The sequence below is a fragment of the Cupriavidus sp. GW821-FHT07C08 genome, from assembly GCF_059419025.1.
Map to the genome: position 1 here is coordinate 40,811 of NZ_JBWKQZ010000027.1, position 16,543 is coordinate 57,353.

The following is a 16,543-nucleotide window of genomic DNA, read 5'->3' on the forward strand; positions in this document are numbered from 1 at the left end:
CTGGTGTGCAAGTAGCAGCCGGACCCGTCTAGTCGGCCTTGTAGGCCTCCGCGGGTTTGTCGTTGGGGTTTTCCCACGCGGCCTTCGTGGCGGCCGATGCTGGCAGATTGAGCGAGGTGTTCGAGGGAGGGATGGCCCTCATGAACCACTTGTCATAGAGCTTGGCGACCGTGCCATCCTTGACCTGGCGAGCGATGCTGTCGTTGACCGCCTTCTTGAAGGCGGGGTCATCCTTGCGGATCATGATGGCAATAGGCTCGACCGACAGAGCCTCACCGACGATCCTGAAGCTCTTTGGGTTTCTCGACATTGCGATACTGCCGGCCAGGACCTGGCTGTCCAACACAAAGGCATCGGCGCGACCGGTTTCGAGGAGCAGGAAACTATCGGAGTGATCCTTGCCGCTGATTTCACGGAAGTCGATGTTCCTGGCACGCTTGTTCTGGCGCACCACTTGCAACGCCGTCGTACCGGTGGTGGTAACGACCGTCTTGCCGTTGAGGTCGGCTAGTGAGTGGATACCGGAATCGGCTCTGACGGCCATGCGTACCTCCTCGACATAGAGCGTATTCCCGAACGCCACTTCTTTCTGTCTGGCCTGGGTGTTGGAGGTCGATCCGCACTCGATGTCGACGGTACCGTTCTTCACAAGAGGTATCCGATTGGCCGAAGTCACAGGAACGTACTTGGTTTCCAGGTGCGACAGACCCAGCTGCTTCTGGATATCGCGGATGATGTTGGTGCAAACGTCATAGTGAAAGCCGGTATATACACCGTTGCCCAAGGTATAGGCCAGGGCACCTGAAGCCTCGCGCACGCCTTGGGTAATGCTGCCCGAGGCCTTGATCTTGGCAAGCGTGTCGTTGCTCTGCGCACAGGCGGCGCCCATGGTCAGCAGGGTCACCGAGAAAGCAAGGATATGTTTTTTCATTTCTGAATGTCTCCGAGATGATGTATGCGTCGAATGCGTTTATCCGGCTGTGGTTGAATTCAGTCGTGCCTGGATACGGTGGAGGTGTCTTCCTGCGACACCCCCTGGCAATCGGTGGACAGGCTTGCGGCAGTTCATACGCTCCTTTCGCTTAATCCTTTACGAGAAATACCGCTTCCACCTCCACCGTCATTCCATGTGGGAGAGATGCCATGCCCACGGCAGAGCGCGCGTGTTGACCAGCTTCTCCAAATACGGCGACCAGCGTGTCTGAGCAGCCATCGATCACCTTCGGATGCTGTTTGAAATCCGCGGTGCAGTTGACAAGCCCCAGGACCTTTAACACGGCCTGCACCTTGCCAAGGTCGCCCACCGCCAGCTTGACGGCGGCCAGCATGTTAAGTGTCGCGAGTTGAGCAGCCGCATAGCCGGCCGGCACATCGTCAGGCGTAACGAGGCGGCCAGCAACGTAGGTTCCGTCATCGCGCCGCGGTCCATGGCCGGAAACGAAGAGCAACTGTCCGGCGCGCCTGAAGGGAAGGTAGTTTCCCGACGGCGAGTAAGCGGCGGGCAGCGACAGGCCGGCAGCCTGGAGTCGTTGTTCAGGGTTCATGATGGTTTGAGTCGTTTGCGATTGAGAGTGTCTGCGGGTCGGATCTGGCGACAAGGCGCGTCAGTACCGTTCCAGTGCCGAGGAGAAGACGGCGGGATCAACGTTTCCACCAGAGGCGATGACCACGACGTTCTTTCCCGCGACATCGACCTTTCCTGCCAGTACGGTGCCCAGTGCCGCGGCACCGCCCGGTTCGACCACGATCTTGAGCATCTTGAAGGCGGCGGCAACGCCGGCCAGCCCTTCGCCATCGCTTACCCCTATCCCCTTGGCCTGGTGTCGACGCAGCACCGCGAGCGTTTTCTCGCCTGCCGTCGGACCGGCAATGCCGTCGAGAACCGTCTTCGGCACCGAAGGATTGCGCTGCGGTATGCCAGTAGCCAGGGAGCGCGCGACTTTCTCGTAGCCGAGCACCTCCGCAATTAAGATCTTGGTGTCAGGAAAAGCATCCTTAACAGCTTCAGAGACACCGGAGGCCAGCCCGCCGCCGCTGCAGTTGATAACGATCATGTCCGGCGTGACATGTAAGTCGTTCAACTGTTCGACGATCTCCAGGCCACACGTCCCCTGGCCGGCCATGATGTCGTAGTCATCGAATGGCGGAACAACAGTCATTCCACGTAGCCGGGCGACACCTTCGGCGACCTCGACACGGTCCTCCGTTTGCGGGTCGTAGGTCACCACTTCCGAGCCCCACCACCGACAGTTATTCATCTTGATACGCGGAGCCGTATTTGGCATCACGATCACGGCGGGGCAACCAACTGTGCGGGCAGCTGCGGCAACGCCTTGACCATGATTGCCTGCGGAGAAGGCGACGATGCCAGCGCCCCGTGAAGCCTCATCCATCGACAGTATCTTGTTGAGCGCGCCGCGGATCTTGAAGGAACCCGTCAGTTGCAGGGCTTCTGCCTTGACGAATAGACGACAGCCCGAGCGCTCGCTGAGCATCGGTGACTCGAGCAGCGGGGTGCGCACCACTCGCCCTTGCAAACGAGACGCGGCCTGGCGGATTGCTGCAATATTGAACTCACTCATGCCAGCCTCCTCGGTGGCTGGGCGCTGGTACTGCTTTCCGTGTTTGCAGGAGCTGTAGTTGCCTATTCATCAGACGAGCCCCTGGCAGAATCCCTGGATTGCCTCGCATGCCTGTCTCAGCGAAGCATCGTCCAAGGCGTAAGCGATGCGGATATAGGGGCCCAGACCGAATGCGCTGCCGTGCACCGCTGCCACGCCAGCTTCATCCAACATGGCGTTGACCACGTCCTCGTCGCCCGTCAAACGCGTGCCAGCCGCCGTTGTTTTGCCGAGGAGGCCCTCGCACGAGGCGAATACGTAGAACGCGCCTTGCGGCATTTCACAGTGCAGACCCGGCGCCAGATTCAACTGCTCAACCACCAGGTCACGCCGGCGCTTGAAAGCGATACGAGATCTCTGAATGAAATCCTGCGGTCCTGTCAGCGCAGCCAAGGCTGCGTGTTGAGAGATGGAGGAAGCGCCGGAGGTCTGCTGCCCCTGCAACTTCTCCATGGAGTCAATCAGCCACCCGGGGCCCGTGCCGAAGCCGATGCGCCACCCGGTCATTGCGTAGGCTTTCGAAACACCGTTCATGGTGAGAACGCGCTCGCGCAGTCTGGGCTCGACCTGAGCGATGGTGAAAAATTCAATACCATCAAAAATCAGATGCTCGTAGATGTCGTCGGAGAGCACCAGGACATCGGGGTGAGCTAACAGCACTTCGGCCAGCGCCTGAAGCTCCTCGCGGCTGTACACCGCACCTGTCGGATTGGAGGGCGAGTTCAGGATCAGCCAGCGCGTGCGGCCGGATATGGCAGCTTCCAAGGCATGGGGAGTGAGCTTGAACCCGCTATTGGCGCCGCACGACACCACGACGGGCTTGGCTCCACAGAGTTGCACCATCTCGGGGTAGCTGACCCAGTAAGGCGCGGGCACGATGACTTCGTCGCCCTCATTGAGCGTGGCTGCCAAAGCGTTGAAGATCACTTGCTTGCCGCCGTTGCACACCAGCGTTTCGCGCCAGTCAACATTCAAGCCGTTCTCGCGATGAAATTTGGCGGCGATGGCCTCGCGCAATGCGCGCAACCCTGCCACTTGTGTGTACCGGGTGTGTCCCGCTCGGATGGCGGCGATACCGGCGTCAAGCACATGCTCCGGCGTGTCGAAGTCCGGCTCCCCTGCGCATAGCGAGATGACCTGTGCACCGCTGGCACGGCGCATTGCCACGCGGTCCATGACCTTGTAGGTCGCCGATGGATGCGCCGCAGCGAGGAACCGGTTCAAACCGTAGCCCGGCGCGGTCATTTCTCGTCCCTCCAGCCTGTAAGGCCCATCAGCTCCAGCGTGCTCTGGCCGTCGCGCAGGGCGGCCATCATCTTCGCCTCCTTGTCGGCGCGGGCCTGGCCCTGAGCCAGCGTGTATTCGACGTAGGCCGCCGGAATGACCAGCACGCCGTCATCATCGGCCACTGCCAAATCACCGGCCGCTACCGGCGTACCCGCAAAGCTGATCGGCTGGCCGACCGATGGCGAACTGGCTTTAATTGTTCCGCGCATGGAGATGCCACGGGTGAACACCGGAAAGCGGCGCGCCGTAAGGGCTGCGATGTCCCGCACGCCACCATCAATGACCAGGCCAATCACGCCGGCGGCTTCGGCGGCCACAGTCAGCACTTCGCCCCAGTAGCCAGAAACGAAGCCGCCGGTCGAGACAACGAGCACGCTGCCACGCGGCACCTTTTCCATGGCAATGTGGATGGACAGATTGTCACCGGGCGAGCATTCCAGGGGATATGCGGGGCCGGCGATCGATGCGCCAGGCCATACCGTGCGGATAGCCGGGTCGACGGAACCGGTGGTCAGGCCGGCAGCCTCGTACAGCGTGGAGGTGCCCAACCGGCATGCCTGCTCCAGCGTTGCTGCTTCATAGCTCTTGATCGTAGGCATCAGGCCTTCCTTTGCAGTGTGTGGTAACCCAGCGCCGCCCGAGCCTCGCCCAGCGTCTTGCCCTGCGCCAGTTGCTCGCGAATGCGTGATTCGGTCTCTTCAATCTTGCGAGCTGTCTCGGCGACGTCGCGCGCCCGGCTGCGCGGCACGATGACGACGCCGTTGGCGTCCGCCACGACGATGTCGCGCGAAGCCACACGCACGGTGCCAATCCCCACCGTGGTGTTTACCGATTCGACCTGTACGCGGTCCTTGCCGGTACGCATGAAGCGGCCTGCAGTAAACAGAGGGTAGTTGTCGCCCAGCGCCTTGTTCACATCGCGGCAGACCCCGTCGATGACCGTGCCAGCGATGCGGCGCAGCCCTGCGTACTGGGTCATGATGTCGCCCCAGACCGTGCAATCCGTGCGGCCGTCGTTGTCGATAACCACCACATCGCCTTCCGCGACTTCATCGATGAAGTCTCCGACGGTGCCCGGCGGCACGCTGGCTGGCACGTACTTGACGGTGAACGCCGGACCCACAACAACCTTCGTGTAGTCAGTCAGGGGCATGATGCCGAGGGCTTGGCCGTGCAGGCCCAGCTTGTCCATGGCGTCCGAGACGCCGGGGGTGTCCAGGCCGGCGAAGAGGGCGACCAGTTCCTGGTCTTCGCCACTGGCTTTGAGGGAATTTGTCATGGGAGCTCCAGGGAAAGTCTGTTATTGGGCGCGGATGGCTTCGAACTCCTTGTCGTGCATGACCTCGGCCACAGAGCGGCCGGCGCAGACAGCGGCCACCATGCCGTCTTGTCGCTTGGCGATGCGCTCGCTCAGGTCAAGGACTTCTTCAATGCGCGAGGCGGGAACGAACACCGTGCCGCAGCGGTCGGCAATCACGTAATCGTCTTCATGGACGGTTACGCCAGCCACCTGGACAGGCGTGCCGGAGTCAACTTGAATCACCCTGTTGCGAGCACTGATCATGGTCACGCCCCGCCCATAGACCGGGTATCCGATGGCCTCGCTGCCCTCGATGTCGCGGCTCATGCCGTCAATGACCGATCCGCGGACCTGCTTGACATGCGCCGCGTTGGCCAGGATGTCGCCCCAACAGGAGATGCCATCCATGCCTCCGGCGATCACCAGCACGCGGTCATCCGTGGTTACCGCGTCGATAACCGGCGAGATGAGATGTACCGTGGGATTCGCATCGGCCTTCGGGCCGAGCTGGATCGTGCTGGCGCGTCCGACGATCTTTGGGCAGTCCCAAAGAGGGCGAAGCCCGTAAGTCGCGCCGGAAATTCCAAGAAAATCGAGCGCATCGGAGACGGTGTTCGTGTCTAGCGATGCAAGGCGGTCGAGTAGCGGGAGCTGGGTCATTGCACTGGGTCTCATGAAGGTACCCAGCCATAATCGGATCGACCTGCTAATATGTAAATTCTGAACTAAATATCTCTGTGATACGATTTTCGGAACAGGACAGATGGGGTTGGCGCGCGCCTGGACGCATCGCCTGTTTCAGATTCCGAGCCTGGAGCCTGCGCAAGGCCGTCGCGTAACACCTATGAACAATACGATCGACTTTCGCCTGATACGGCAACTGTGGATGTTCCTGGCAGTTGCCGAAGAGCAGCACTTTGGGCGCGCAGCGCAGCGACTAAACATGTCGCAGCCCCCACTCACCGAGCAGATCAAGGTGCTGGAGCAGGCGCTCAAGCTGCAACTGTTCGAGAGATCCCGGCGCGGCACCCAGCTTAGTCCTGCGGGCGCGGCGATCCTGCCGGCCGTGCGTCAGTTCGCCGGTCAGGTCGAGCGATTGGAGCGGGTCGTGCGCGAGGTCGCCTCCGGCCAGTCCGGCGTCCTGCATATCGGCGCCGTGACCTCGGCTATGCTCGAAACGCTGCCCCCTTTGCTTGAGGCGCTCAAGCAGGCGCACCCGCATCTGACGGTGTTCGTCAAGGAAATCGACAGTGTGGAAGCAATCCCGGCCCTGGAGGCAGGGGAGCTTGACCTGGCTTTCGTGCGCCTCGATGGCGAGGTGGGGAATGGCATCGCCACGATGCCGCTGGCGGAAGACCGGCTCGCCGTGGCACTACCTAAAGATCACGCACTTGCTGCGCTGTCCAGGGTGAGTCTTCGGTCGCTGGCGACCGAATCGCTGGTGATGTCGTCCCGAGAGCGGAGCCCTGTCTACTTCGATCTGTTGACGTCAGTCTGCCGTTCCCACGGGTTCAATCCACGAGTCTTGCATGAGGTCCGCTCAATCACTTCTCAGATCGCTTACGTTGGATGTGGCCAAGGCGTGGCCTTGGTGCCCTCGTCAATGCGCAAGCTGGCCCCGGAGAGCGTCGTCGTTCGTCCGTTGAAAGAGCGCATCATGGTGGTGGCAGCGGCGCTGGCGTGGAATGCCAACCGCTACCACCCGATGGTCGAGGTGGCAGTGGGGTGGCTGAAGAAGCAAAGTGACCGGCGATGATCCACAGTTGGTAGCTGAGGAAAGACTCGACATTTTCGCTTTGTCGACGCGCCCCGGGTGCAAATCAAGGCAACAGCAAGAAACGCTGCATCATCTCCGTTAGTTTTGCCTCGATTAAATCCCCGTCAAAACGTAAAGGCCCCGGGTCGGTCAGCAGGGTCAGGGTAAGCGTGCCCACCACCATCTGCATGGCGATCCGGACTTCTGTCTCGGAAGCCTTCAGGCCCTGGGCCTTCATCTTCTGCGCGAGGGTCGGCGCGACCACGCTCTGGATGTTGCGATTCAGCCGGCGCATCGGGTTGGCTTCCGGCTCGAGCGCGCCGAAGTGGCGCAGCACGGCCTTGAACATGCCCTGGTTCCGTCGGCACATGTCGACGTAGTAGCGGACGATGAGGGCGGCGAATTCCGTTGCCGTGCCTTGCGCCCAGGCCTCGTCGTCCCGGATGGTCTTGTCCGCCTCGGCCTCCATTTCCACAAAGGCGGCCTCCAGGACCGAGTCAATGAAGGCGTCCTTGTCCTTGAAGCGGCCATAGAACGCTCCGGTAGAGGTGCCTGCGGTGCGGATGACATCGCTGATCAGGACCAGATCGAAATTCGCGTGCTGCTGGATCAGGTCCCGCCCGGCCAGGATCATCTTGGCAAGGGTTTCCTCGCTGCGTAGCTGGCGGGGAGGGCGCAGCGCCGGCGCCGTTTCTGCCTGGCTTGCGGCATGCGCGGCGCGGGGCTGGCGCCTCTTGTGATCGTCTTGGCGCTTGAGGGTGGCAGCCATGGGAACGGCAATCCTGATTCTGGACAGGCCAGCATTATGCAGCACAGGCGCCACATGGCCCGGGAGACGCATCTGCTCGCGGTCGCGCCCACCTCGATTTCTGCCGTAGGGGAAAGCCCGCATTGAAGCGGGTTCGCCGTCTTCCAATAATAGAACCAGAGTTCTGATTCTAAAAAAGCAGCGGGCGGGCCACGCAGCCCAGCCAATAAAACCACGCGGAGACACCATGAAAATCACTGCTGCAGTGACACGGGCGCCGTGCGCGCCGTTCGTCCTCGAAGAGGTCGAACTAGACCCTCCGGGGGCAGGGGAAATCCTGGTCAGGATTGTCGGCGCCGGGCTTTGCCATACCGATCTTGTCGCTGCCGAAGGCATGCTCCCCGTCGCCATGCCGGCCGTGTTCGGGCACGAAGGCGCCGGCGTTGTCGAGAGGGTCGGCGCCGGCGTAACCAAGGTGAAGCCCGGCGACAACGTCGCCATCACGTTCTCCTCCTGTGGCCATTGTCCGCAGTGCGATCGCCATGCGCCAGCCTATTGCCATGCGATGGCGGCGCTGAATTTCATCGGCCAGCGCGCCGATGGCTCCAAAGCGATGCGCGACGGCAATGGCGAGATCTCCGGCAACTTCTTCGGCCAGTCCTCATTCGCGACGCATGCAGTGACGACCGAACGCAACGTGGTGAAGGTGCCGGACGGCGTTCCGCTCGAGATCGCCGGCACCCTTGGCTGCGGCGTCCAGACCGGCGCGGGCGCGGTCATGCGCTCGATGGCATGTCATGAAGGCGCATCGCTGGTGGTGCTGGGCGCAGGCGCGGTCGGGCTCAGTGCCGTGATGGGCGCCGTGCTGCAGAAATGCGGGACGGTGGTCGTGGTCGAGCCCGACGCCAGCCGGCGCGACCTGGCCTTGTCGCTCGGCGCCACGCATGCAATCGATCCGGGCCAGAGCCCCGACCTGGCTGCCGCGGTGCGCGCCATTGCGCCCCATGGGGTCGACTTTGCGCTGGATACCAGCGGCATCCCCGCGGTCATCGCAGCGGTGCCCAAGCTGCTGGCGCCGCGCGGCACCTTCGGCATTGTCGGCGTGCCGCCCGCGCATGCGACGAGCCTGGGCCTGCCGGGCACGCTGCGCGAGGTCATGCGCGGCGGCTTCACCTATCGCGGGATCATCGAAGGCGACAGCGATCCCGATGTGTTCATCCCGCAGTTGATGGCCCTGTACCTCGAGGGACGCTTCCCCTTCGACAGGCTGGTCAAGACCTATCCCCTTGCCGACATCAACCGTGCCGTCGCGGAGCAAAAGCAGGGGCTGTGTGTCAAGCCCGTGCTGCTGCCCTGAGCCCCAACCCCACTATCCAGTTCGATACCATGAACCACACCGATTTCGATCTTCCCGGCGACGTGGCGCAAGTCCTGGTCGATCCCGGCGCCTATGCCGATCCCGCCCGGCTGCACGCGGCCTATACGTGGGCGCGCGAGAACAATCCGCTGGGGCGCGCCGTCAATGACGGTTTCGATCCGTTCTGGGTCGTGACCAAGCACGCCGACGTGACCGCCATCTCGCGCGACCACAATCTCTTCCACAACGGGGACTACTCCGTCGTCTGCCGGCCCAAGGCTTCGATCGACCATGTGATCGCGACCACCGGCCGCCCGAACATCGTCAAGGCGCTGGTCCACGTGGATGGCGACGAGCACAAGGGCCTGCGTGCGCTGACGCAGTCATGGTTCATGCCTAACAGCATCCTGAAGCTGGATGAGCGCATCCGCGGGCTGGCGCGGCAGATCGTTGACAAGCTGCAGCAAAGCGATGGCAACACCATCGATTTCGCCAAGGACATTGCCTTGCATTATCCGCTGCACGTCATCATGGACATCCTCGGCGTGCCGCCTGAGGATGAGCCCCGGATGCTGCTGCTGACCCAGGAGCTTTTTGGTAGCGAGGATCCTGAACTCAAACGCGCCAAACAGGAAAAGAGCGCGGATGACGGCGCCATGGCAAAGAATCTGATGGCGGTGGTGGCGGACTTCCGGGACTATTTCGAAAAAGTCACCGCCGAGCGGCGGGTCAATCCGCGCAATGACGTGGCAACGCTGCTCGCCAACGCCGTCGTCAACGGCGAGCCGATCAGCGAGGTCAGCCGGCTGGGGTATTACGTCATCATTGCCACCGCAGGCCACGACACCACATCGTCCTCGTCCGCGGTTGCGATGTGGGCGCTGAGCCAGCATCCGGAACTGCTGCCCCGGCTCCAGGCCGACCCGTCGCTGATTCCGCAGTTCATTGACGAAGCAGTGCGCATCGCCTCGCCGGTCCGGCATTTCATGCGGACCGCGACGGCAGACACCGAGATCCGCGGACGCACGATTCGCAAGGGCGACTGGCTGATGCTGTGCTACGGCTCGGCCAATCGGGATGAAGAGGTCTTCGACCAGCCCTTCGACTTCAACATCGACCGCAAGCCCAACCGCCACCTGGCGTTCGGCTTCGGCGCCCATGTCTGCCTGGGCCAACACCTGGCCAAGATGGAAATACGCATCCTGTTCGAGGAAATGATTCCGCGCCTGCAACGCGTGGAAGCGGCGGGCGAGATGGAGATGATCGCCTCCTGCTTCGTCGGCGGACCCAAGCATCTTCCCGTTCGCTGCGTCATGCAGTAGCCATCCCATCGCAGTCTGCAGCAAGGCATCGCGCCATGAATACCCAAGACACACTTTTCGTACGCATTGCGCAACGCAACCGCGAAACCGACGACATCATCAGCCTGGAGCTGCGCGACCCGAACGGGGGAGAGCTGCCACCGTTCGAGGCCGGCGCCCACATCGATGTCCACGTCGCTCCCGGAGTCGTGCGGCAGTATTCGCTTTGCAATGCGCCGTCTGATCGCCACCGTTACCTGATCGGCGTGCTGCGGGATCCCGCCTCGCGCGGCGGTTCGGTCGCCATCCATGAGCGGCTGGAGGCGGGCGCTCTCGTCGAGATCAGCGCACCCCGGAATCACTTTCCGCTGAAAGCGGACACCCGCAGCATCCTGATCGCCGGGGGGATCGGCGTCACGCCGATGCTATGCATGGCCGAGGCCTTGCATGCGTCGGGAACCCGCTTCGCCGTGCATTACTGTGCGCGCAGCGAGGACAGGGCAGCGTTCCGCAGCCGTATCGAGCAATCCCCGTACAGGCAGCAAGTCGCCTTCCACTACGACGATCAGGGCGATGCGCAGAAGCTGGATCCCGTCATGCTGTTCGCCCAGGCGGGAAGCGATGACGAGATCTATGTCTGCGGCCCCTCCGGTTTTATCGAATGGGTTTGCCGCGCGGCCGAGCAAGCGGGAATCCCGAAGCAGCGGGTGCGATACGAGTACTTCAGTGCCAGGCCCGTCGATACCTCGCATGACAGCACCTTCGACGTCAGGATCGCCAGCACCGGCCAGGTCTACCATATTCCCGCGGACCGTTCGATCACTTCGGTGCTGCTCGAAGCCGGCGTCGACATCTACACCTCGTGCGAGGAGGGCACGTGCGGGACCTGCGTGACGCGCCTGCTGGAGGGCGAGGCCGATCATCGGGACGTCTTCCTGACCGATGAAGAACACGCTTGCGGCAACCAGTTCACGCCCTGTTGCTCGCGCGCGAAATCCTCGTTGCTTGTCCTCGATCTTTGAAGCGCTAATCCGCCACCCGGCGACGCAGGCCCGGCTTCGGATAGCCGCGTGTCGTCGGTGTGGCCTGTCGAAATCCGTTTGGTTAAAAAGAGGTTCCAATCATCATGGGTGACACCGCTGGATTCAGCATGACCATCGATGGCAAAGCCGCGCCGACACTGGCCGGCTTAGATGTACTCAACCCCGCAACGGAACGCGTTATTGCCGAAGCCCCCGACGCGACGCCAGCGCAGCTGGACGAGGCCGTGGCCAGCGCGCGGCGCGCCGCGCCGGTATGGGCCGGCTTGCCGCTGCAGGCGCGGCAGCAATATGTCGTCAGGATCGGCGAGGCCATCACCGCCAACCTGGAGGAACTGGCGCAGCTGTTGACGCGGGAGCAGGGCAAGCCCCTTGCCCAGGCGCGGCAGGAGGTGCAAAGAGCGGCGTTCTGGTGCACCGAGATGGCCAGGCTCGAACTCCCGGTGGAGACGGTCAGCGAGTCTGCCACGGAGCAGGTTCGTGTCCTGCGCGTGCCGCTGGGCGTCGTTGGCGGCATCGTGCCCTGGAACTTCCCGCTGGCGCTGGCGATGTGGAAGGTGGCGCCCGCCTTGCTTGCCGGCAATACGATGGTGCTCAAGCCATCGCCGTTCACGCCGCTGACGACGTTGAAGCTGGGCGAACTGCTGCGCGACGTCCTGCCGGCTGGCGTGCTCAATGTCATCAGTGGCGGCGACGCCCTCGGGCCGTTGATGTCGGCCCACCCGGGCATCGACAAGCTGAGCTTTACGGGCTCGACCCAGACTGGCCGTGCAGTGATGTCCTCGGCGGCGGTCAACCTGAAACGGCTGACGCTGGAGCTGGGTGGCAATGACGCCGCCATTGTCCTGCCCGATGCCGATGTCGAGGCCATCGCGCCTGCGATCTTCTGGGGCGCGTTTGCCAACAACGCGCAGTACTGCCTGGCGATCAAGCGGCTGTATATCCATGAGGATGTCTATGACCGGCTGGCGCATGCCCTCGTCAGGCTGGCGCAGGAAACGCGCGTTGGCCCGGGTGACATGGAAGGCGTCCACCTTGGCCCGGTGCAGAACCGCCGCCAGTTCGAGCGGCTGAAGGCGCTGCTGGAGGACACGCGCAGTGCTGGCTATCGCATCCTTGCCGGCGGCGAAGTGGCGGACGGAAGTGGCTATTTCTTTCCTGTCACGCTGGTGGACAACCCGCCGGACAGCGCACGCGTGGTCCGCGAAGAACCCTTCGGCCCGATCCTGCCCTTGCTCAAGTTCCGCGATGTTGACGATGCCATCGCGCGTGCGAATGACAGCGAATACGGACTGGGCGGTTCGGTCTGGGGCCGCGACGCGCAGGCCGCCATGCAAGTCGCGTTGCGGCTCAACACCGGTACCGTCTGGGTCAACCAGATTCACACCCTTGGGCCCCACAAGCCCATGGCCGGCCACAAGCAGTCAGGCGTCGGCATCGAGAACGGCGTCGAGGGGCTGCTGGAATATACGGTGCCCCGGACGGTTTCGCTGAAGCGATCGCAATAAGAGAAGGACTTGCAGAACCACAGCATGACGCAGTCGCTGACCTCTGGCGCATCGCCATCGCATGCGGCTGCCCCCGTCATCCGCTTTCCGTTCTGGCGATGGTATCGGACGGCTACCCCATCTCTCGAGAGTTGCTGCGGTCTCGAATTTCAGTCGATGGGTTCGCCAATACAATGGCGTGAGTCCCACCCATTACGCTAATCGAGGCGAGCCGGACCAGTAGCCAGCAGGCTCCCTGGAAAAGGCGCGTACTGATTGACGTTTTCTGTCTATATGCCGGCTCAGTGGTCACCGGCGGTCCACATGATGCGTTTCACCGTCAGCACGGGCTGCCAGGAGATGACGGCTCGCTTGGCGGCTAGTCACGCAAATGCTCGTCCATGAATTTCCGGAATATTTCCATGCTGGGTGCCTCGGTTCGCCCCGCCAGGGTAAAAAAGGCATAGCGGGGGCCATCATCGACCGCTGGGGTCGTGACCAGTTCGCATAGCTTCCCTTCGGCAATCTCCGCACGCACTGCGGCGACGATGCTGAACAGTATCGCGTCGGAATCCAGCACAGCTTCGACCAGGCTCCGGACATTCTCGCACCTGAGGCTAAGGCAATGCTCCGGATCCGCGCGTGGTCCGAAGCGCTTCACAAGGTTGCGCGCGACTTCCGTGCTGAGCGGGGCGGAAGCCAGCGGATAACGCATGACATCGTCAAACGATACGGCGTCTCCGCCGGCAGCCTGTTGCACAAGCGGATGTCCTGTGCGGCAGATAAAGCGGCCTTGCAACGCGTTCAGCAGTTCGTGGCGAAGGTCCGTTGCTGGCGCCACGCTGCTCACCTCCACGATGACTGCATCAAGCGATCGCTGACGCAGCTGGATCATCAGCGCATCGGAAGTACCAAGCGACACGCTGACCTGTATGCCGGGATGGTGCCTGGCCATGTATCGGAGAAACGGCGTCGCCAGCACTGCGCCCGGCCCCGCGCCCAGCCCGACGCGGATGGTACCCAGGTGGTGGTGGTGGAACAGTTCGACGCTGCGGTGCAATTCCGCTTCTTCGAACACGATGCGCCGGGCCCGGTTTGCAGTCAGCTCCCCCAATGGGGTCAGCACATTGCGCTTGCCGTGCCGGTCGATCAGGCGGCCTCCCAGTTCGTCCTCCAACGTCTGGATGCTCCTGCTCAGCGCGGACTGGGTCAGGTGCAGGCGTTGTGCCGCCTGGCTGAAGGACGCCATATCCGCCACCATCAGCAGATGCTTGAGATGTTTGAGATGCATTGTGCACTTATAGATGAGATTTTTGAATAAATTTTAGACTGATAATGCATTGGACGCATGCTGGACGGCGCTTTACGATCCGATTCCACAAGAACACGTATTGAGGAGACCGCCATGACCCGATTCAAGAACATTGGCCGCCGTTGGTTCGGCGGCTTGGTTGCAGCACTGCTTTTTGCCGGGCTGGCGCCGGCACACGGCTTTCCTGACCGGCCGGTAACGCTGATGGTGCCGTTCCCGGCGGGCGGTCTCTCCGACGTTGTTGCCCGGAATCTGAACGGGTCCCTCGCCCGGCAGTTCGGGCAGCCGGTCATTGTCGAGAACCTCGGGGGAGCTGGTGGAGCGATTGCCGCGCAGAAGGTCCTTCATGCACCGGCCGATGGCCACCTGCTATTGCAGGCAGGGCCCGGCGAACTCATTACTACCCCGCTGGCCAATGCCGCAATCAAATTCAGGAGCGAAGATTTCAGGCTGGTGCATATGGTCGGCACTGTCGATCTTGCCATCCTGGTGCGCAGGGATCTGCCGGTAAAGGATGTCGACGAACTCGCCGCCTATGCCGCGCAGGCAGCCAAGGCCGGCAAACCACTGACGTATGCCAGCGTCGGCATCGGCTCGCTCTATCACCTCCTGGGGGCGCACATGTCCCAGACCATCGGAGCGCCGATGACTCACGTGCCTTACAAGGGCGGCGCGCCCGTGATCCAGGACCTCGTTGGCGGAATCGTCGATATCTTCATCTCGCCGTTTGGCAAGCCTGATATCGAACGCATGCGCACCGGCCAGGTCCGGATGCTGGCCGTACTGTCGCCTACGCGAGTGGATGCAGTGAAGTCGGTACCCAGCGTCAATGAGAGCAAGGCGCTGCGAGGCTTCAACTATTCAACCTGGGCTGGCATCTTCGTGAAGAAGGACACTGCCGAGCCTGTCGTCCAGGCGGTGCACAACGCGATTGTGCATGCGCTGGCCGACCCCTCCGTGCGCGCCAGCCTGGATGCCGCGAACCTGCCTGCTTCCAGGCCGGTGTCGCTGGCGGAAAGTCAGAAGGCCTATCAGCAGAGCATTGAACAATACCGCGGCATTGCACGTGCCATCGGCTTGCAGCCACAATAAGGACGCCATGCATCCCATCCTGGCCGCGCTGCGGGATAGCGCCGAAGAGTTCGTAGCAGTTCGCCGTGACCTGCACCGGCATCCGGAACTCGGCTTCGAGGAACATCGCACCAGCGACATCGTGGCCAGCCTGCTCGCCGAATGGGGCTATGAGGTCGAGCGCGGGCTGGGGACAACGGGGGTCGTCGGCCGGCTGCGACGCGGTACGGGCCACCGCAGCCTTGGCATCCGCGCCGACATGGATGCCTTGCCGATGGAGGAGGCCACAGGGCTCCCCTATGCCAGCTGCCATCCCGGCGTGATGCACGCCTGCGGGCATGACGGGCATACCACCATGCTGCTTTGCGCAGCAAAGTATCTCGCCCGGCGCGGCGGCTTCAGTGGAACCCTGAACCTTATCTTCCAGCCGGCAGAGGAGGGGTTGGGCGGTGCAAAGAAGATGATGGAGGACGGACTTTTCAGGAAGTACCCTTGCGATGCCGTCTTCGCCATGCACAACGTACCGGGCACCGCATCGGGCCGTCTGCTGTTGCGTGAGGGCGCGGCGCAGGCTTCGGCCGACAACGTCACCATCACGCTGGAAGGCGTAGGCGGCCATGCGGCGATCCCGCACCACGCGGCCGACCCTGTCGTGGCCGGCGCCTCCATCGTGATGGCCTTGCAGACCATCGTGGCGCGCAATGTCGATCCGCTGCAAGCGGCGGTCATTACCGTGGGCGCGTTCCAGGCCGGTACCGTCTCCAATATCATTCCCTCGCACGCCGTGCTCAGGCTGAGTGTCCGCGCACTGGACCGCGATGTGCGAGAGCGGATCGAACAGCGTGTCAGGGACCTGGTATCCGCGCAGGCGCAGAGTTATGGCGTCACGGCGCAGGTCGATTATCAGCGCGGGTATCCAGTCCTGGTGAATACGCCGGCTGAAACGGCGTTCGCGAGCCAGGTTGCCGTGGAGTTGCTGGGCCCGAGCCACGTCAACTGCCAGGCGTCGCCTATTGCCGCCAGTGAGGACTTTGCCTTCATGCTGGATGCCGTACCTGGCTGCTACCTGTGGATTGGAAACGGCGAAGGCAGAAAGGCCGGAGGCTGCTCGGTCCACAATCCCGGCTACGACTTCAATGATGGGAACATTGCTGTCGGTGCGGCGTATTGGGCCCTGCTGTGCGAACGTTTCCTCGTGGACTAAACGCTGCCGAACCTGATAGCAAAGGTCCCCCTTCGTTCCAGGCTGGCGGTGTGTAGCCA

The 16,543-nt window shown here is 62.6% G+C and carries 16 protein-coding genes; 7 read left to right on the forward strand and 9 right to left on the reverse strand.

Annotated elements, in window-relative coordinates; genetic code table 11:
• Positions 1–28 precede the first annotated feature (28 nt).
• The 7 genes from AC07UK_RS27920 to AC07UK_RS27950 form a co-directional block, all read right to left on the reverse strand.
• Complete coding sequence (locus tag AC07UK_RS27920) at positions 29–931, reverse strand: transporter substrate-binding domain-containing protein (RefSeq protein WP_436225216.1); 903 nt, start codon at positions 929–931, stop codon at positions 29–31.
• Between the two features lie 151 nt (positions 932–1,082).
• Positions 1,083–1,544: a RidA family protein gene (locus AC07UK_RS27925; protein WP_436225217.1), complete on the reverse strand. Its 462-nt coding sequence runs from the start codon at positions 1,542–1,544 to the stop codon at positions 1,083–1,085.
• A 60-nt stretch (positions 1,545–1,604) separates the two neighbouring features.
• Complete coding sequence (locus AC07UK_RS27930) at positions 1,605–2,582, reverse strand: threonine ammonia-lyase (RefSeq protein ID WP_494686855.1); 978 nt, start codon at positions 2,580–2,582, stop codon at positions 1,605–1,607.
• Positions 2,583–2,651: 69 nt separating this feature from the next.
• Positions 2,652–3,866, reverse strand: a complete 1,215-nt coding sequence (locus AC07UK_RS27935) for a pyridoxal phosphate-dependent aminotransferase (protein WP_494686856.1) — start codon at positions 3,864–3,866, stop codon at positions 2,652–2,654.
• Positions 3,863–4,507, reverse strand: coding sequence for an RraA family protein (locus tag AC07UK_RS27940; protein WP_494686857.1), 645 nt, complete (start codon positions 4,505–4,507; stop codon positions 3,863–3,865). The genes AC07UK_RS27935 and AC07UK_RS27940 overlap by 4 nt, the downstream gene beginning before the upstream one ends.
• On the reverse strand, positions 4,507–5,187 hold the full coding sequence (locus tag AC07UK_RS27945) for an RraA family protein (protein ID WP_494686858.1): 681 nt from the start codon (positions 5,185–5,187) through the stop codon (positions 4,507–4,509). The genes AC07UK_RS27940 and AC07UK_RS27945 overlap by 1 nt, the downstream gene beginning before the upstream one ends.
• A gap of 21 nt (positions 5,188–5,208) precedes the next feature.
• The gene (locus AC07UK_RS27950) at positions 5,209–5,868 is read right to left on the reverse strand and encodes an RraA family protein (RefSeq protein WP_494686859.1); all 660 of its coding nucleotides are present in this window, start codon (positions 5,866–5,868) and stop codon (positions 5,209–5,211) included.
• Between the two features lie 184 nt (positions 5,869–6,052).
• Here AC07UK_RS27950 and AC07UK_RS27955 point away from each other — a divergent pair, with 184 nt between their 5' ends.
• Positions 6,053–6,964, forward strand: coding sequence for a LysR substrate-binding domain-containing protein (locus AC07UK_RS27955; RefSeq protein ID WP_035818859.1), 912 nt, complete (start codon positions 6,053–6,055; stop codon positions 6,962–6,964).
• Positions 6,965–7,028: 64 nt separating this feature from the next.
• Here AC07UK_RS27955 and AC07UK_RS27960 read toward each other — a convergent pair whose 3' ends face one another.
• Entirely contained in the window at positions 7,029–7,733 is a 705-nt protein-coding gene (locus tag AC07UK_RS27960; protein ID WP_436225223.1) for a TetR/AcrR family transcriptional regulator, read from the reverse strand.
• A gap of 226 nt (positions 7,734–7,959) precedes the next feature.
• Between AC07UK_RS27960 and AC07UK_RS27965 the strand changes: the two genes are divergently transcribed.
• The 4 genes from AC07UK_RS27965 to AC07UK_RS27980 all read left to right on the forward strand — a co-directional run bounded on the left by AC07UK_RS27965 (position 7,960) and on the right by AC07UK_RS27980 (position 12,918).
• Entirely contained in the window at positions 7,960–9,069 is a 1,110-nt protein-coding gene (locus tag AC07UK_RS27965; RefSeq protein ID WP_494686860.1) for an NAD(P)-dependent alcohol dehydrogenase, read from the forward strand.
• Between the two features lie 29 nt (positions 9,070–9,098).
• Entirely contained in the window at positions 9,099–10,391 is a 1,293-nt protein-coding gene (locus AC07UK_RS27970) for a cytochrome P450 (protein ID WP_494686861.1), read from the forward strand.
• A 35-nt stretch (positions 10,392–10,426) separates the two neighbouring features.
• On the forward strand, positions 10,427–11,392 hold the full coding sequence (locus tag AC07UK_RS27975; RefSeq protein WP_436225227.1) for a PDR/VanB family oxidoreductase: 966 nt from the start codon (positions 10,427–10,429) through the stop codon (positions 11,390–11,392).
• 104 nt (positions 11,393–11,496) lie between these two features.
• Complete coding sequence (locus AC07UK_RS27980) at positions 11,497–12,918, forward strand: aldehyde dehydrogenase family protein (RefSeq protein ID WP_436225228.1); 1,422 nt, start codon at positions 11,497–11,499, stop codon at positions 12,916–12,918.
• Positions 12,919–13,276: 358 nt separating this feature from the next.
• Here the strand turns inward: AC07UK_RS27980 and AC07UK_RS27985 are convergent, their stop codons facing one another.
• On the reverse strand, positions 13,277–14,188 hold the full coding sequence (locus tag AC07UK_RS27985) for a LysR family transcriptional regulator (RefSeq protein ID WP_436225229.1): 912 nt from the start codon (positions 14,186–14,188) through the stop codon (positions 13,277–13,279).
• A 114-nt stretch (positions 14,189–14,302) separates the two neighbouring features.
• Here AC07UK_RS27985 and AC07UK_RS27990 point away from each other — a divergent pair, with 114 nt between their 5' ends.
• Together AC07UK_RS27990 and AC07UK_RS27995 are read left to right on the forward strand one after the other, a co-directional pair.
• Positions 14,303–15,301 (forward strand): Bug family tripartite tricarboxylate transporter substrate binding protein, encoded by a 999-nt coding sequence (locus tag AC07UK_RS27990; protein ID WP_436225230.1) that lies wholly within the window; start codon positions 14,303–14,305, stop codon positions 15,299–15,301.
• A gap of 7 nt (positions 15,302–15,308) precedes the next feature.
• Positions 15,309–16,484: a M20 aminoacylase family protein gene (locus AC07UK_RS27995; RefSeq protein WP_436225375.1), complete on the forward strand. Its 1,176-nt coding sequence runs from the start codon at positions 15,309–15,311 to the stop codon at positions 16,482–16,484.
• Positions 16,485–16,543: the final 59 nt, after the last annotated feature.

Excerpts from the sequence above, each read along its gene's own strand:
- AC07UK_RS27965 (WP_494686860.1), top strand. The coding sequence starts at position 7,960 with ATGAAAATCACTGCTGCAGTGACACGGGCGCCGTGCGCGCCGTTCGTC.
- AC07UK_RS27945 (WP_494686858.1), bottom strand. The coding sequence starts at position 5,187 with ATGACAAATTCCCTCAAAGCCAGTGGCGAAGACCAGGAACTGGTCGCC.
- AC07UK_RS27950 (WP_494686859.1), bottom strand. The coding sequence starts at position 5,868 with ATGACCCAGCTCCCGCTACTCGACCGCCTTGCATCGCTAGACACGAAC.
- AC07UK_RS27940 (WP_494686857.1), bottom strand. The coding sequence starts at position 4,507 with ATGCCTACGATCAAGAGCTATGAAGCAGCAACGCTGGAGCAGGCATGC.
- AC07UK_RS27980 (WP_436225228.1), top strand. The coding sequence starts at position 11,497 with ATGGGTGACACCGCTGGATTCAGCATGACCATCGATGGCAAAGCCGCG.
- AC07UK_RS27955 (WP_035818859.1), top strand. The coding sequence starts at position 6,053 with ATGAACAATACGATCGACTTTCGCCTGATACGGCAACTGTGGATGTTC.
- AC07UK_RS27970 (WP_494686861.1), top strand. The coding sequence starts at position 9,099 with ATGAACCACACCGATTTCGATCTTCCCGGCGACGTGGCGCAAGTCCTG.
- AC07UK_RS27990 (WP_436225230.1), top strand. The coding sequence starts at position 14,303 with ATGACCCGATTCAAGAACATTGGCCGCCGTTGGTTCGGCGGCTTGGTT.
- AC07UK_RS27925 (WP_436225217.1), bottom strand. The coding sequence starts at position 1,544 with ATGAACCCTGAACAACGACTCCAGGCTGCCGGCCTGTCGCTGCCCGCC.
- AC07UK_RS27920 (WP_436225216.1), bottom strand. The coding sequence starts at position 931 with ATGAAAAAACATATCCTTGCTTTCTCGGTGACCCTGCTGACCATGGGC.
- AC07UK_RS27985 (WP_436225229.1), bottom strand. The coding sequence starts at position 14,188 with ATGCATCTCAAACATCTCAAGCATCTGCTGATGGTGGCGGATATGGCG.
- AC07UK_RS27935 (WP_494686856.1), bottom strand. The coding sequence starts at position 3,866 with ATGACCGCGCCGGGCTACGGTTTGAACCGGTTCCTCGCTGCGGCGCAT.
- AC07UK_RS27960 (WP_436225223.1), bottom strand. The coding sequence starts at position 7,733 with ATGGCTGCCACCCTCAAGCGCCAAGACGATCACAAGAGGCGCCAGCCC.
- AC07UK_RS27930 (WP_494686855.1), bottom strand. The coding sequence starts at position 2,582 with ATGAGTGAGTTCAATATTGCAGCAATCCGCCAGGCCGCGTCTCGTTTG.
- AC07UK_RS27995 (WP_436225375.1), top strand. The coding sequence starts at position 15,309 with ATGCATCCCATCCTGGCCGCGCTGCGGGATAGCGCCGAAGAGTTCGTA.
- AC07UK_RS27975 (WP_436225227.1), top strand. The coding sequence starts at position 10,427 with ATGAATACCCAAGACACACTTTTCGTACGCATTGCGCAACGCAACCGC.